10 protein-coding genes are annotated in these 13784 nt (G+C 69.8%); 5 read left to right on the top strand and 5 right to left on the bottom strand.

The features are described from left to right. The first annotated feature begins 224 nt into the window (after positions 1–224). The 5 genes from U6958_RS28720 to U6958_RS28700 all read left to right on the top strand — a co-directional run bounded on the left by U6958_RS28720 (position 225) and on the right by U6958_RS28700 (position 7860). Positions 225–1424, top strand: a complete 1200-nt coding sequence (locus U6958_RS28720) for an efflux RND transporter periplasmic adaptor subunit (protein ID WP_074922772.1) — start codon at positions 225–227, stop codon at positions 1422–1424. Next, on the top strand, positions 1421–4594 hold the full coding sequence (locus U6958_RS28715) for an efflux RND transporter permease subunit (protein WP_074922773.1): 3174 nt from the start codon (positions 1421–1423) through the stop codon (positions 4592–4594). Before U6958_RS28720 ends, U6958_RS28715 begins: the two co-directional genes overlap by 4 nt. Positions 4595–4605: 11 nt before the next feature. After that, positions 4606–5925 carry a TolC family protein gene (locus U6958_RS28710; RefSeq protein ID WP_074922774.1) on the top strand — a complete coding sequence of 440 codons (1320 nt, stop codon included), beginning with the start codon at positions 4606–4608 and terminating at the stop codon, positions 5923–5925. A gap of 203 nt (positions 5926–6128) precedes the next feature. Further along, positions 6129–7229 (top strand): sensor histidine kinase, encoded by a 1101-nt coding sequence (locus tag U6958_RS28705; protein ID WP_074922802.1) that lies wholly within the window; start codon positions 6129–6131, stop codon positions 7227–7229. After that, the gene (locus U6958_RS28700) at positions 7222–7860 is read left to right on the top strand and encodes a response regulator transcription factor (protein ID WP_074922775.1); all 639 of its coding nucleotides are present in this window, start codon (positions 7222–7224) and stop codon (positions 7858–7860) included. Before U6958_RS28705 ends, U6958_RS28700 begins: the two co-directional genes overlap by 8 nt. Before the next feature lie 49 nt (positions 7861–7909). On the opposite strand, the gene U6958_RS28695 is transcribed toward U6958_RS28700, so the two are convergent. From U6958_RS28695 to U6958_RS28675, 5 genes are all read right to left on the bottom strand, one after another. Next, on the bottom strand, positions 7910–9583 hold the full coding sequence (locus tag U6958_RS28695; protein ID WP_074922803.1) for an MFS transporter: 1674 nt from the start codon (positions 9581–9583) through the stop codon (positions 7910–7912). 11 nt (positions 9584–9594) lie between these two features. Then, positions 9595–11493 carry an amidohydrolase gene (locus U6958_RS28690; protein WP_074922776.1) on the bottom strand — a complete coding sequence of 633 codons (1899 nt, stop codon included), beginning with the start codon at positions 11491–11493 and terminating at the stop codon, positions 9595–9597. Positions 11494–11617: 124 nt separating this feature from the next. After that, entirely contained in the window at positions 11618–11851 is a 234-nt protein-coding gene (locus tag U6958_RS28685; protein ID WP_074922777.1) for a XapX domain-containing protein, read from the bottom strand. Positions 11852–12189: 338 nt separating this feature from the next. Beyond that, positions 12190–12888: a hydrolase gene (locus U6958_RS28680; protein ID WP_016447949.1), complete on the bottom strand. Its 699-nt coding sequence runs from the start codon at positions 12886–12888 to the stop codon at positions 12190–12192. A 108-nt stretch (positions 12889–12996) separates the two neighbouring features. Then, complete coding sequence (locus U6958_RS28675) at positions 12997–13701, bottom strand: pirin family protein (RefSeq protein ID WP_016447948.1); 705 nt, start codon at positions 13699–13701, stop codon at positions 12997–12999. Between the last annotated feature and the right edge of the window lie 83 nt (positions 13702–13784).

Here is a 13784-nt window from a genome sequence, read left to right as displayed (position 1 = left end):
ACAGGGCTCCCGGCCTGCACGGGGACTGCGCCACCCACACGCAAAGGAGTACCCCATGGACCCCGATCCTGATTCCGATCCCGATCCTGCCAGGCGCTGCCGCGCCGCCTCTTTCCGCCTTTCCCTTCTTCCATTTCTTGATCTGCCCGGACCCGGGCGGAGGCCTGTGATCGCCTGAAGGGGCGAGAGGTCTGCGCGGGTCCATGGCACCCGGAGACCTCAGGATGACCCGCTTTCTCGCTTCTGAACGACCAGGCCGACCCCATGGCCTGCACCAGCGCCATCCCTTGCTGGCGGCCGCCTGGCCTGTGGGCGGGCTGCTGATCAGCGTGGCCATGGCCGCCTGCAACGGCCCGGCCGAAACCCCGGCTGCAGCAGCAACCCCCGCCACCGCCGCCCCGCAGCCGGCTCCCGTGCGCCGCGAAGGCAACCTCATCGTGGTGCCCGAAGGCTCGCCGCTGCGCGAGCGCTTGCAGGTGGCCGAGATCGCCCTGCAGCCGCTGCAGACCCGCCTGTCGGCCCCCGCCACCATCGAGGCCGAGCCTGAAAAGCTGGTCCGCATCACGCCGCCCGTGGCGGGCCGCCTGGTGCGCCTGCACCACCAGCTGGGCGATGCGGTGAAGGCCGGCGATGCGCTGATCACCATGGACTCCTCCGAGATCTCCAGCGTGCGTGCCGAGCACGCCAAGGCCCAGGCCGCGCTGCTGCACGCGCGCCAGGAGTTCGACCGCCAGAAGGTGCTGTTCGATGCCGAGATCGCCGCGCGCAAGGACTACGAGGCCGCGCAGCAGTCGCTGGCCGCAGCAGGTGCCGATGCTCGCGCCGCCTCCGATCATCTGTCCCAGCTGGGTGCGGCCGTGCAGGAAGGCTCGCGCGGCAGCTACGTGGTCAAGTCGCCCATCAGCGGCCGCGTGGTCGAGATGGCAGGCTCGCAGGGCGGCTACTGGAACGATGTGAATGCCTCCGTCATGACCGTGGCCGACCTGCGCAAGGTCTGGCTCAGCGCCAGCGTCAGCGAGCGCGACCTGGCCCATGTGGATGTGGGCCAGCAGGCCCACATCGCGCTGGCCGCCTATCCCGACCTGCAACTGCAGGGCCGCGTGCAGTACGTGGGCGAGCTGGTGGACACCGCCACGCGCAGCGTCAAGGTGCGCGTGGCCGTGGACAACCCCGAAGGGCGGCTGCGCCCCGGCATGTTTGCGCGCGTGGGCTTCGACGACCCGGCGCGCCAGGCCGTGATGGTGCCGGCCGCAGCCCTGCTGCAGGGCCAGGTCAGCACGCGCGTCTTCGTGGACAAGGGCGGCTGGCGCTTCGAGCCGCGTGACGTGCAGGTCGGCGCGCAGCAGGACGGCCAGGCCGAGATCCTCTCGGGCCTGGCGGCCGGCGAGCGCGTGGTGGTCAACGGGGGAGTGCTGCTGCAATGATCGAGCGCATCGTCAACATCGGCTTTTCGCGCCGCGGCGTGGTGTGGCTGGTCTTTTGCTTCGCGGCCCTGTATGGCGTGTTCAGCTGGAAGCAGCTGCCGCTGGAGGCCTATCCCGACATTGCCGACGTGACCTCGCAGATCGTCACCCAGGTGCCAGGCCTTGCGGCCGAGGAGATAGAGCAGCAGATCACCATCCCGCTGGAGCGCGCCCTGCTGGCCACGCCCGGCATGCACGTGCTGCGCTCGCGCAGCCTGTTCGCGCTGTCGCTGATCACCGTGGTCTTCGAGGACGGCGTGGACGGCTACTGGGCGCGCCAGCGCCTGAAGGAGCGCATCGACGAGGTCACGCTGCCCTATGGTGCCCGCGCCGGGCTGGACCCCTACAGCTCGCCCACGGGCGAGGTCTACCGCTACACGCTGGAAAGCCCGGTGCGCAGCCTGCGCGAGCTGTCCGAGCTGCAGCAGTGGGTGGTGATCCCGCGCCTGAAGAAGGCCCAGTCCGTGGTGGACGTGACCAACTTCGGCGGCCTGACCACGCAGTTCATGCTGGAGCTGGACCCCGCGCGGCTGCTGCAGTACGGGCTGGCGCTGTCCCAGGTGGTCGAGGCCATCAATGCCAACAACGCCAGCGGCGGCGGCAGCGTCATCGACCGGGGCGATGTCTCCTATGTGGTGCGCGGCGTGGGCCTGCTGGGCTCGCTGGACGACATGGGCAACGTGGTCGTCAAGACCACGGACAGCGGCACGCCCGTGCTGGTCAAGGACCTGGGGCGGCTGACCTACGGCAACGTGGAGCGGCGCGGCATCCTGGGCAAGGACGGCAACTCCGACACCCTGCAGGGCATCGTGCTGCTGCTCAAGGGCTCCAACCCCTCGCAGGCGCTGGAGGGCATCCACGCCGCCGTGGAGGAGCTCAACGGCAAGCTGCTGCCGCCCGACGTGAAGGTCGTGCCCTACCTGGACCGCACCACGCTGATCGAACGCACCACCCACACCGTGGGCAAGACCCTGGCCGAAGGCCTGATCGTCGTCACCCTGGTGCTGCTGGTCTTCCTGGGCAGCCCGCGCGCGGCGCTGATCGTGGCGCTGACCATTCCCATGGCGCTGCTGCTGGCCTTCATCTTCATGCACCACGCGAAGATTCCGGCCAACCTGCTGTCGCTGGGCGCCATCGACTTCGGCATCCTGGTGGACGGGGCCGTGGTCGTGGTCGAGAACATCCTGCGGCGCCGCGAGGCCGACCAGAACCGGCCGCTCACGCCCAGGGACGCCATCACGGCCACGCTGCAGGTGGCGCGGCCCATCTTCTTCGGCATGTGCGTGATCGCGGCCGCCTACCTGCCGCTGTTCGCCTTCGAGCGCATCGAGTACAAGCTGTTCTCGCCCATGGCCAGCGCCGTGGGCGCGGCCCTGGTGGGGGCGCTGGCCGTGGCCCTGCTGCTCACGCCGGCCCTGGCCTGGCTGGCCTTCCGCAGGCCGCGCAGGATCTTCCACAACCCCGTCCTGCACCGGCTGGGCGTGGGCTATGACCGCTTCCTGGGCGCGGCCGTGGGCCGCGTGCGCTGGCTGGCGGGGGCCGTGGCGGCCTCGCTGCTGGCGCTGGGCGTGCTGGCCGGCACCATGGGCCGCGACTTCCTGCCGTACCTGGACGAAGGCTCCATCTGGCTGCAGGTGCAGATGCCGCCCGGCATCACGCTGGACAAGGCGCGCGACATGGCCGACGCGCTGCGCAGCGCCGCACTGGAGTTCCCCGAGGTCTCCTACATCGTCACCCAGACCGGGCGCAACGATGACGGCACCGACTACTGGACGCCCTCGCACATCGAGGCCAGCGTGGGCCTGCATCCCTATGGCGAATGGAAGTCGGGCCTGACCAAGCAGCAGCTGATCGCGAAGATGGCCGCGCGCTTCGACCAGTTGCCCGGCTACTCCGTGGGCTTCATGCAGCCCATGATCGACGGCGTGCAGGACAAGCTGTCGGGCGCGCACAGCGACCTCACGGTGAAGGTCTTCGGCCAGGACCTGGCCGAAGACCGGCGCGTGGCCGATGCCCTGGTGGCCGTGCTGGAGAAAGTGCCCGGCGCGGCCGATGTGGCCGTGGACGTGGAGCCGCCGCTGCCCAACCTGCGCATTGCGCTGGACCGCGCCGCTGCCGCGCGCTACGGCATCAATGCCTCCGACGTGGCGCAGCTCATCTCCACCGGCGTGGGCGGGGCCTCCATCGGCCAGCTGTACGTGGGCGAGCGCAGCTACGACATGGCCGTGCGCTTCACGCCCGACACGCGCAGCAGCCCCGAGGCCATCGGCGCGCTGCGCCTGTCGGCCGCCAATGGCGCCCAGGTGCCGCTGGCCGACGTGGCGCGCATCACCACCACCGTGGGCCAGAGCGTCATCGTGCGCGAGGGCGGCGAGCGCCACATCCTCGTCAAGCTCAATGTGCGCGGCCGCGACCTGGCGGGCTTCCTCAAGGATGCGCACACCGCCATCGACCAGCACCTGGACTACGACCGCCAGAAGCTGCACATCGAGTGGGGCGGCCAGTTCGAGAACCTGCAGCGTGCCGAGGCGCGGCTACTCATGATCCTGCCGCTGACGCTGGGCATCATGCTGGTGCTGCTGTTCGGCGAGTTCGGCAACCTGCGCCAGCCGCTGCTGGTGCTGGGCGTGGTGCCGCTGGCCATGATCGGCGGCTTTGCGGGCCTGCACCTGCGCGGCATGACGCTCAACGTCTCCAGCGCCGTGGGCTTCATCGCGCTGTTCGGCGTGGCCGTGCTCTCGGGCGTGCTCATGGTCTCGCAGATCAACCGCCTGCGCCGCGAGGACGGCCTGGGCCTGCGCGAAGCCGTGCTCGAGGGTGCCTCCAGCCGCATGCGCCCCGTGCTGATGACGGCCACCGTCGCCGCCTTCGGTCTCACGCCGGCCATGCTGGCCACGGGCCTGGGCAGCGACGTGCAGCGGCCCCTGGCCACCGTCGTGGTCTGCGGCCTGTTCAGCGCCACCTTGCTGACCCTGCTGCTGCTGCCCAACCTCTACTACGTGATCGAGGCCCGTGCCGTCCGCGCGGCCGAGCGCCGCCAGCGCCGCGCCGCTGAACGCGGTGAGAGCGGCGATCCGGATGCCGCCGAGCACGAGGGCGGGCATCGCACCGCAACGAGCCAACCCCATTGATGCGAGTCGCCATGCAAACGACCCCTTTCTTCCCCAGGCAGGCCCTGGCCCTGCTGCTGTGCCTTGGCGCCGCAGCCCAGGCGCAGACGGCGCCGTCCGCCGGCCTGCGCTTTTCCGACTACCTCAACGCCGTGGAGCAGCACAGCCCGCTGCTGCGCTCGGAGGAGCAGGGCGTGGAATCCGCGCGTGCCGGCATCGGCATCGCCGGCATACGCCCCGACCCCAGCCTCACGTTGGGCGCCTCGCGCGAGCAGGTGCGCACCGGCCAGCCCCGGCCCACCACGCGCAACTACGAGATCAGCATGGAGCTGGAGACGGGCGGCAAGCGCGCCGCGCGCATCCAGTCCGCACGCAGCCAGGTGCGCCTGTCCGAGGCCGGCCTTGAAGGCGTGCGCAGCCAGCTGTTCTCCGATGCCGCCCAGGACTACACCCAGGCCTGCCGCGACTCGCTGGCGCTGGAGCGCAAGCAGCAGACGCTGAAGGCGCTGGGCGACGTGGTGCAGGCCAACGAGCTGCGGCGCAAGGCCGGCGACATCGGCGGCGTGGAATGGCTGCAGTCGCGCGTGGAGCGCGACCGCTTCCAGGCCGAGGTGGTGCAGGCGCGCGCCGAGGCGCAGACCGCGCGGCTGGCGCTGTCCGTCCCGCTGGGGCGCCGCCTGTCCGAAGTCTTTGCCAGCGACACGCTGCAATGCGGCTTCATGGAATTGGCCGAAGACTCGGGACCGGAGGATGCCGATGCCCTGGTCGCCCAGGCCCTGCAGTCGCGCGCCGAGGTGCGCATCGCCCAGGCGGCGCTGGAGCATGCGCGAGACAACGCGGGCCTGGCCCGGGCCAACCGCTGGGTCAATCCCACGCTGGCCGTGGGCATGGCCGCCGTGCCCGCCACGGCCGGTGGCACGGACGCCCAGGGCAATCCCTTCGATGGCGGCGGGCGCTCGCGCACGCTGTCGGTCTCGGTCAGCGTGCCGCTGCCGCTGTCGCGCCTGGACCGGGGCGACCTGGTGCAGGCCGAGGCGGCCGTCACCCAGGCCATGCTGGCCCTGCAGCAGGCCCAGAACCGGGCCGAGGCCGATGTGCGCGCCGCCCGCTTTCGCCTGAGCGCCGCGCGCGAGAACGTGCAGCGCTACCGCGACGGCGTGCTGCGCGATGCGCAGCGCGTGCTCGATGGCATGCGCCTGTCCTACCGGCATGGCGAGGCTTCGCTGCTGGAGCTGCTGTCCGCCCAGCGCTCGGCCGACGAGGCCTACCTGGGATCGCTGGAGGCCGAGACCGAGCTGGCCAAGGCCACGGTGGAGCTGCAGCTGAGCGTGGGCCGCCGGCCAGTGTTGTGAACCCCCTGAGCCGCTGCGCGGCTTCCCCCTCTCTCGCTGCGCGGGAGGGGGACGACACCTTCGGTGCGGGGCGTCCCTTCCTCGGTGTCCCTTGTTTTGGGTCGCGCCAGTATCGTACGGTTCGGGTATAGCTTGCATTCAGGTGCAGCGGCTTCTTGAATGAGAATTGGCAGCTGACAGTCCATTCCTTTTCCCTGCACGCCATGACCACCGCTCTGCGCCGCTTTCCCCATTGGCCCCGGGCCCTGATCCTGGCGGCCATGGGCGTCGCCATGGCCGCGATCTTCGCGCTGGACACGCTGACCGACTACGCCGTGGCGGCCGCCGTGTTCCACACCGCCATCATCCTGGTGGCGGTGCGCTGGTTCAACCCGCGCGTGGTCATCGGCCTCACGGCGCTGTGCATCGTGCTGACCCTGGCCAGCTTTGCGCTCACGCCTGCCGGTGCCTATCGCACCGGACTGATCAACATGGTGATCAGCATCCTGGCCATTGCCATCACGGCCTATCTGGGCCTGAAGATGGTGGCGGCCCAGAACGCGGCCCATGCGGCGCGCACCCAGCTGCTGCGCATCACCCAGGCCACCAGCCTGGGGCAGTTGACGGCCTCCATCGCCCATGAGGTCAACCAGCCGCTGGCGGCCATCGTCACCAGCGGAAATGCCTGCCAGCGCTGGCTGGCCCAGGAGCCGCCCAACCTCGCCAAGGCCGGCCAGGCGCTGGAGCGCATCCTGGGCGATGCGCAGCGCGCCAGCGATGTCATCGCCCGCATCCGCAGCATGGCGCGCGGCGAGGCGCCCAGCCGGCAGTCCTTCGACCTCAACGAGGCCGTGCGCGAAATGGCCCGCCTGTCCGTCGCAGAGCTGGACCGGCGCGGCGTGGCCCTGGACCTGCAGCTGGCGACCGCGCTGCAGCCGGCCTGGGCCGACCGCGTGCAGATCCAGCAGGTGCTGGCCAACCTGCTGCTCAATGCCATGGACGCCATGCAGCACACACCGGCCGCGCAGCGGCGCATCGCCATCGCCACGCAGGCCCTGGGCCAGCAGCTGGTGCTGACCGTGGCCGATGCGGGCGAAGGCCTGTCGCCGCTGGCCCGCACCCACCTGTTCGATGCCTTCTGGACCACCAAGCCCGATGGCATGGGCCTGGGCCTGAACATCTGCCGCCACATGGCCGAGGCCAACGGCGGCCGCATCTGGGCCACGGACCGCGAGGACGGGCGCGGGGGCACGGCTTTTCACGTCACCATCGCCTGCGCCCCGGCCACGGGCGCCAGGCCTTCCACGGGATTGCGCCATGGCTGAACCCTCCACCGCCGAAGCCGAGGCACTGGTCTACATCGTCGATGACGACCCCTCGGTGCGCGCAGCCATCGAGGACCTGCTGGCCTCGGTGGGCCTGTGCGTGCGCGCCTTCGGCGCCACGCGCGAGTTTCTGGACCACTGGCAGCGGCAGCCGCCGCAGGGGCCGGCCTGCCTGGTGCTGGACATCCGCATGCCGGGGCAAAGCGGCATGGACTTCCGGCGCCAGATGCTGGAGCTGGGCCTGAAGCTGCCCACCATCTTCATCACCGGCCATGGCGACATTCCCATGAGCGTGGAGGCCATGAAGACCGGCGCCATCGAGTTCCTGACCAAGCCCTTCCGCGACCAGGACCTGCTCGACGCCATCCAGCAGGGCATTGCCCTGGACCGCCAGCGCCGTGCGCTGGACGCCGGCGAACAGGCGCTGCGCGCCTGCTGGCAGTCGCTGTCGCCCGGCGAGCAGGAAGTGGTCGTGGGCGTGGTGCGCGGCCTGCTGAACAAGCAGATCGCGGCAGACCTGGGCGTGAGCGAAATCACGGTCAAGGTGCGCCGCAGCCAGGCCATGCGCAAGATGCAGGTGCGCACGCTGGCCGACCTGGTGCGTGCGCTGGAGCGGCTGGATATCCGCTGAGGTGTCCTGGCAGGCCGGGCGCAGGCCAGGGCAGGCCTGCCGCAACGCTTCAGTGGGCGTGGCCGTGCGCCGGTGCCTGCGCAGGCCCGCTGGCGGCACTGGTTGCACTGGCGGCGTCCAGCGCCAGGAAGTGGTGGACCACGGGCCGCCCGGGGCCCATGTGAAAGCGCAGCGCCTGGGCCTGCAGATCGGCATCGGCCCTGGACACGCGCTGGTGCTGGCGCAGATGCTCGGCCCAGGACTCCACCAGGAACCACTCGATCACCCGGCCCGGCTCGCCCGTGTGCTCGGCGATGCCCCAGGCATAGGCGCCGTCGCGCCGCCGCTCGCGCGCCACATGCTGCATGGCCTCGATGAAGGCTGGCAGGTCGTCGCGGCGCACCTGGTACTCCACCTGGATCATCACCGGGCCACGGTCATGGGCCACCGGTTCGGCCAGCAGCGGCTCGGGCCAGTGGTTGGAGGCCTGCAGGTCCGCCTCGCCCGTGGGCAGCTTGATGCGGTGGAACACCAGCGAGATGGCCACCAGGCCCGCCGCGCCGATCAGCAGCGCCGTGGGAATGCCCACGCCCTGCGCGAACAGCCCCCAGGCCAGGCTGCCGCCCGCCATGGCGCCGTTGAACACCATCAGGTAGATGGCCAGCCCGCGGCCGCGCACCCAGTTGGGCAGCACCGCCTGGGCCACGCCGTTGAGCGTGGTCAGCGCAATGATCCAGCCCAGGCCCAGCACCAGCATCAGCAGCACGGCGGCCCATTGCGGCGGCGCGGTGGACAGCGCGGCCATCACGGCGGCGCTGAGCACGGAGGACAGCAGCACCAGGCCATCGGCATCCAGCCTTTTGCGCAGGCGCGGCAGCACCAGCGCTCCCAGGATGGCGCCTGCGCCCACGGCGCCCAGCATCACGCCGTAAAAGCCTGCCGAGCCGCCCAGCATGCGCCGCGCCACCAGCGGCAGCAGGGCCCAGACCGAGCTGGCGAAGAGGAAGAACACGGCGGCGCGCAGCAGCACCACATGCAGCTCGCGGCTGGAGCGGGCATAGCGCAGGCCTGCGCGGAAGGCGCCGAAGAACTGCTCATTCAGGGCCGAGGCCTCGGCCTTGGGGCGCTTCCACCAGACCAGCGCGGCGATCACGAACACATAGCTGGCCACGTCCGCGCCATAGGCCGCCGCCGCGCCGAAGCTGGCCAGCAGCAGGCCGCCGGCCGCAGGGCCCAGGGCGCGTGCGATGTTGATGCCCAGCGAGTTCAGCGCCACCGCGTTCTTGAGGTCGCTGCGCGGCACCAGCTCGGGCACGATGGACTGCCAGGTCGGCCCCATCAGCGCCGCGCCTATGCCGCCCACGAAGGTCAGCGCCACCAGGTACTCCACGGTCAGCGTGTTGGTGCGTGCCAGCAGCAGCAGGCTGGCGCTGACGGCGGCCAGCAGGATCTGGATGCCGATCAGGAAACGCCGGCGGTCCAGGATGTCGGACAGCACGCCGGCCGGAATCGCCAGCAGGAAGATGGGCAGCGTGGCCGCCGTCTGGATCAGGGCCACGGCGGCCGGGCTGGCCGACAGCTCGGTCACCATCCAGGAGCTGGCCACATCGCGCATGAAGCTGCCGATATTGCCCAGCACCGTGGCCGCCCACAGCACGGCGAACACGGGCTGTCGCAGCGGCGCGAAGCTGCCGGAGGAACTGCCGGCAACAGCTGGGGCAGACGGCTTGGAATCGATGGACATGGCCTTGCTCCTCAGGCCATCCAGCAGGAGCAGCCCAGCGCGCCGAAGAAGCTTCGGGGGTCCGAGGTCGGCACGTTCGAGGCCCATGCGTCGGCATGGCTGTGGCCGTGCATGCCGCAGCTGGTGCCGCAGCCGCAGGCTGCCGCCAGGCTGCGGTAGCGCGCGGGGTTGAGCGAGTTCCTGCCCGCGCCCTCGGGCTCGCCCCAGGCGCCGTAGCCGCCAAAGCGCCGCACGGGAGACCAGTCGGGCATGGCCGGCGGCAGCGGGTTGTCGTCATGCGGCTGGAAGGGGCCTGCGCCATAGACCACGCGGCCGCCCACCACGGTGAGCTCGGAGGTGAGAAAGGAGATCTCGTCCTCGGGCACGGCGAAATAGTCCTTGCTGGGCACGATCATGTCGGCCAGCTGGCCCACCTGGATGCGGCCGCGCAGGCCTTCCTCGTTGGAGAACCAGGCCACGTTCTCGGTCCACATGCGCAACGCGGTCTCGCGGTCCAGCAGGTTGCGCTGGGGGTACATCTGCAGGCCGCCCACGGTCTTGCCCGTCACCATCCACGACAGCGACACCCAGGGGTTGTAGGAGGCCACGCGCGTGGCGTCCGTGCCGGCCGAGGTCTTCACGCCGCGCTCCAGGATCTTCTTGACGGGCGGCGTGGCCTCGGTGGCGCGTGCGCCGTAGCGCTCGGTGAAATATTCGCCCTGGTAGGCCATGCGGTGCTGCACGGCCACGCCGCCGCCCAGGGCCGCAATGCGGTCGATGGACTTGTCCGAAATGGTCTCGGCATGGTCGAAGAACCAGTTCAGGCCGTCGATGGGCGTGTCGCGGTGCACCTTCTCGAACACATCGAGCGCGCGCGAGATGGTCTCGTCATAGGTGGCGTGCAGGCGCCACGGCCATTGGTTCTGCACCAGCACGCGCACCACTTCCTCCAGGTCGCCCTCCATGCTGGGCGGCATGTCGGGGCGCGGCTGGCGGAAGTCCTCGAAGTCGGCGGCCGAGTACACCAGCATCTCGCCCGCGCCGTTGTGGCGGAAATAGTCGTTGCCCTGCTTGTATTTCACGCTCTGCGTCCAGTTGAGGAAGTCGGCCTTCTCCTCCTTGGGCTTTTGCGTGAACAGGTTGTAGGCCAGGCGCACGGTGATCTGGTTGGCGTCGCTGAGCTTCTGGATCACGTCGTAGTCGTCGGGGTAGTTCTGAAAGCCCCCGCCCGCATCGATGACGCCGGTCACGCCCAGGCGGTTGAGTTCGCGCATGAAGTGGCGCGTGGAGTTGACCTGGTAGTCCAGCGGCAGCTTGGGACCCTTGGCCAGCGTGGCATAGAGGATGGTGGCGTTGGGCTTGGCCAGCAGCAGGCCCGTGGGGTTGCCGTTGGCATCGCGCGTGATCTCGCCGCCGGCGGGCTCGGGCGTGTCGCGGGTGTAGCCCACGGCGCGCAGGGCGGCCGCGTTGAGCAGGGCGCGGTCATACAGGTGCAGCAGGAACACCGGCGTGTCGGGCGCGATGGCGTTGATCTCCTCGATGGTGGGCAGGCGCTTTTCCACGAACTGGTGTTCGGTGAAACCGCCGACCACGCGCACCCACTGCGGCGCGGGCGTGTTGGCCACCTGGCGCTTGAGCATGTCCAGCGCATCGGCCAGCGAGCGCACGCCGTCCCAGCGCAGCTCCAGGTTGAAGTTCAGGCCGCCACGGATCACGTGCGTATGGTTGTCGAACAGGCCGGGCAGCACGCTGCGGCGCTGCAGATCGATGCGGCGCGTGCCGCTGCCGGCCAGGGCCAGCACCTCGGCGTCCGTGCCCACGGCGATGAACCGGCCGTCCTTCACGGCCACGGCGGTGGCCGTGGGCTGGGCCTTGTTCAGGGTGGTGAAGCGGCCGTTGTGGAAGACGACTTCGGGCGTGGAATCGGACATGGAGGCTCCTTGGCGAGCGTTGGTGGTGCAACCCAGCAGTCCACCCATGGCAAGGGTGGCTGCGGAGCCCAGGACTTTTCTGCGCGTGGTCATGGTGCAGTTTTCTTGAAGGTTTGGGGAGAGGTCAGCCGTGCTGCCGATCGGCATCGGTGCTCTTGCGACCGGGCAACTCGCCCAGCACATGCTCGGTGGCCTGCGTCTTGCTGCAGGCGCTGCGCAGGTCCATGCCCTGCAGCAGGTGCCGGCCCACGGGCACGATCTGCTCGCCGGCCAGGATGCCCAGCAGGCCGACCAGGGCTACCAGCGGCGGTGCGGGCGAGCGCACCTGCAGCAGGCTGTAGGGCCTGTACGTCCTCATTTGGGGTCGCGAAGCTGTATGCCGGCCCGCCAATCAAGGCGCGCGACGCCGTGCGTGTGCTCACACGCACAAGGAGCGCAACGCCGAGTGGCGGGCCGGCATGCAGCTTCCCTTCGGGTTGCCCGGCTCCAGGGCCGTCTGCGGCGTTGCACGTGCTTGCAAGGCAGGGGCCTTGCTGCGCACGTGCGCCTTGCATACGACCCTGGAGCCGGGCAACGCGATCCCCAAATGAGGGCGTACAGGCCCTGGCCCACGCCGACCAGCAGGCCGGCCCCAAGGGAAAGTGCATAGAGCTTCATGGCGAGACTCCTTTGGCGGGCCGGCGGCGGCGCTGGTGCTCAGGCCTTGGCGGGGTTGGGTCCCACGGTCTCGCCATGCTGCACGCGCTCGGCGGCCTTGTGCACCATGGTGTAGGCATAGTCCACGCCCATGCCGTAGGCGCCGGAATGCTCGCGCACGATGTCCATCACCGCGTCATAGGTCTCGCGGCGGGCCCAGTCGCGCTGCCATTCCAGCAGCACCTGCTGCCAGGTCACGGGCACCACGCCGGCCTGCACCATGCGGTCCATGGCGTAGTTGTGGGCGTCCAGCGACGTGCCGCCCGAGGCGTCGGCCACCATGTAGATCTCGTAGTCCGTGTCATGCAGGGCCGACAGGGCGAAGGTGGTGTTGCACACCTCGGTCCACAGGCCGGAGACCACGATCTTCTTGCGGCCCTGGGCGGCGTTGGCGGCCAGCGCATCCCGCACGTTCTGGTCGTCCCAGGAATTCATGGAGCTGCGCTCCAGCAGCCTGTGCTCGGGGAACACGGCCAGCAGTTCGGGATAGGTGTGGCCGGAGAAGCTGCCCGTCTCCACCGTGGTGATGGTGGCGGGAATGTCGAAGGCCTTGGCCGCCTTGGCCAGGCCCACCACATTGTTCTTGAGCACCTGGCGGTCGATGGACTGCACGCCGAAGGCCATCTGGGGCTGCTGGTCGATGAAGATGATCTGGCTGTTGGCGGGGGTCAGGACTTCGAGGTACTTGCGGTCGGTCATGGTGATCTCCTGTGAGGCAGTGGGTTGGGTGAAGGAAGGGACAGCGGAAATTCGGAAAGACAGTTGGGGCAGGTGGGCCCCGGCCGGAGCCGGGGCGGCAAGGGCGCTTCAGCGCGCCGTGTCGACGAGCACCAGCTCGGCGTCGGTCAGGGCCGTGACGCGCAGGGTCTCGACGTCGCTGATGGCGGCGCCGTCGCGCTCCTGCAGCGTCACGCCGTCGATCTGCACCGAGCCGCTGGCCGGCACCAGGTAGCCCAGGCGGTCGCGGCCGATGCGGTACTCCGTGCTCTCGCCGGCCTTGAGCGTGGCGCCCAGCACCCGGGCGGCGGTGCGGATGGGCAGGGCGTCCTCGTCACCGGGCAGGCCGCTGGCCAGGGCCACGAAGCTGCCCGAGCGCTCGCCCTTGGGGAAGGGCTTGGCACCCCAGGACGGGGGCTGCTGGCCGCGCTCGTCGGGCATGATCCAGATCTGGAAGATCCGCGTCGTGCCCTTTTCCTGGTTGTATTCCGAGTGGCGGATGCCGGTGCCCGCGCTCATTACCTGCACATCGCCGGCTTCGGTGCGGCCCTTGTTGCCCAGGCTGTCCTGGTGGGTGATGGCGCCTTCACGGACATAGGTGATGATTTCCATGTTGGCGTGGGCATGGGGCGGGAAACCCGTGCCGGCGGCGATGGTGTCGTCGTTCCACACCCGCAGCGCGCCCCAGCCCATGCGGGCCGGATCGTGGTAGCCGGCGAAGGAAAAGTGGTGCTTGGCATCGAGCCAGCCGTGGTTGGCACCGCCAAGGGCTTGGAAGGGACGGCGTTCGATCATGGTGTTCTCCTGCTGCGTTGTGTGTTGCGATGGATGAACTTTATGTTTTGCCGATCAAGAAGAGAATAGAAAATATGCAAAGA

The sequence above is a fragment of the Delftia lacustris genome (genome assembly GCF_040267515.1).
Classification (GTDB): Bacteria; Pseudomonadota; Gammaproteobacteria; order Burkholderiales; family Burkholderiaceae_C; genus Comamonas; species Comamonas tsuruhatensis.
Note: the sequence above shows the minus strand (reverse complement) of the source record. Positions and strands in the feature narration are given on the sequence as shown.